Origin of the sequence: Pontibacter pamirensis (assembly GCF_010015475.1) — a bacterium.
GTDB lineage: Bacteria > Bacteroidota > Bacteroidia > Cytophagales > Hymenobacteraceae > Pontibacter > Pontibacter pamirensis.
In genome coordinates, this window is record NZ_SSNI01000101.1 from 1 (window position 1) to 1,622 (window position 1,622).

Here is a 1,622-nt window from a genome sequence, read left to right on the forward strand (position 1 = left end):
AGTTTTTACAACCGGAAAAGGAGGCATTCAGCCCTTGGTTACCTGACTCCTTGCCAATATGAAAGCCTGTTGTACAACCAGGCAGTGGCTGCCTGAGAAAAGTCTCCAGTAAAACATTGCAATTCCAAAGTAAAGCTGCATAATCTTTCGGTAGCCTAAAGCGGTTATAATGGTGCTCCACTAAGCTCTGAAAGTTCCGCACAATGACTGATTTAGTGTTTACTGACTTTTTGCTGGGCTTCTTTACCAGCCCCCTGTTTATTAGCAGGAATAGTTGCAGTAACAGTACACACATCATGTCTGTTTTCTGAATTTCTTTTTGCTGTCCCTCCTTTAGAAGGCCTTCCAGGGCAGGTATTATTTCCCGCATAACTTTATCAGGCAGGGTTATGACAGAATCTTCCACAACACCGGTTAAAAAAGGAAACTGTTCCAGATACGGGCGGAGTAGAAAGGAATAAAAGAAGCCTTTTGAGAAATTGATTACAAAGCCTTGTGCTTCTTCCGTGACGCTTAAGGCATGCACCTGCCCAGGAACCATTGCATATACTTGATTAGGCGAAACAGGAAACTCAGTAAAATCTATACTGCAAGTTCCTTCTCCTTGAGTGAACACTATTAGGTGATAGAAGGAATGGCGATGAGGAATATGTAATTGACTGTGTGCTCCAAAGTAGTGGCTAAGTCTGCTTACCATTACGCCTTGCTGCTCTAGTCCATCCGTTGTAAGAGAGCAAATGTTGGATACTGGTGTAGCTCTATGATACATATGTTAATGGAATACTAGCAGGTATGATATACTGTACGCTCCGCTTACGGTTTTTCAGATTCCCTTTAGCTATGCGCTTTCTTAGGGATTTGGTCGCAGGGGCCCTCATAATGGATGAATATATTTATCCACAGTACCCGGGATAACCTGAAGATAACAGGTAACAAGACAACGACAGTAACAGCCATCAAACCCATCATCATCAACATGGTTACCTCTTCCACAAGCTGATACAGGATAAAGAACCCTACTAAGAATATGGCTACGTTAAAGGCGAAACTCACATACATCGCCCCGTAGTAGTAGCCTACCTCTGGTTCAAAAACCTGTCCGCAGCATGGGCAGGCTTTGTTCATGTCTGCAAACTTAGTACTGTATAAGGTGCCTTTGGGAAACATATTTCCTTCACGGCATCTTAGGCACTTAACATTTACAACGCTGTATAAAAAAGACCTTTTCTGACTCATGGTGCTCATAGCGATTAGATTATGTCACAAAGGTAATAGGTAAGACAGCCTCCCTTAAGGGACAAAAAGTGCAAATGAATGGACTTTTTGTCCGCGATAGCATAAATAATACCATTGCTGGCCTACACGATGTTACTCACTTGATTTCTGGGAGAGGCTCCTAATAAACCAGCTGCAAACCTTCCTTTTGGCAACTTCAGCCGGATTTGCTGGAAATAGTAAACCCATAACCTTTAAACTCGCTATAAGTAACAAATACTAAGTACTGAGACAAAATTACATTAAACTACATCCTATAGTCAGAGAAGCTAATAAACAAATTCTTCCCCACGGCGGCCAGCGCCCTTTTAGTGGCATAAAACAGGTTGTCCGTGGTCAGGTAATCC

At 42.5% G+C, this 1,622-nt stretch carries 2 protein-coding genes and 1 pseudogene; 1 reads left to right on the forward strand and 2 read right to left on the reverse strand.

Annotated elements, in window-relative coordinates; genetic code table 11:
• The coding region (locus E1919_RS28225) for an IS3 family transposase (RefSeq protein ID WP_394351841.1) at window positions 1-96 on the forward strand (96 nt) is incomplete at its 5' end.
• Between the two features lie 382 nt (window positions 97-478).
• Here the strand turns inward: E1919_RS28225 and E1919_RS28230 are convergent.
• Together E1919_RS28230 and E1919_RS27090 are read right to left on the reverse strand one after the other, a co-directional pair.
• Window positions 479-769 (reverse strand): annotated as a pseudogene (locus tag E1919_RS28230) (AraC family ligand binding domain-containing protein); the annotation flags it as partial.
• Window positions 770-834: 65 nt separating this feature from the next.
• On the reverse strand, window positions 835-1,125 hold the full coding sequence (locus E1919_RS27090) for a DUF983 domain-containing protein (protein WP_237144897.1): 291 nt from the start codon (window positions 1,123-1,125) through the stop codon (window positions 835-837).
• Between the last annotated feature and the right edge of the window lie 497 nt (window positions 1,126-1,622).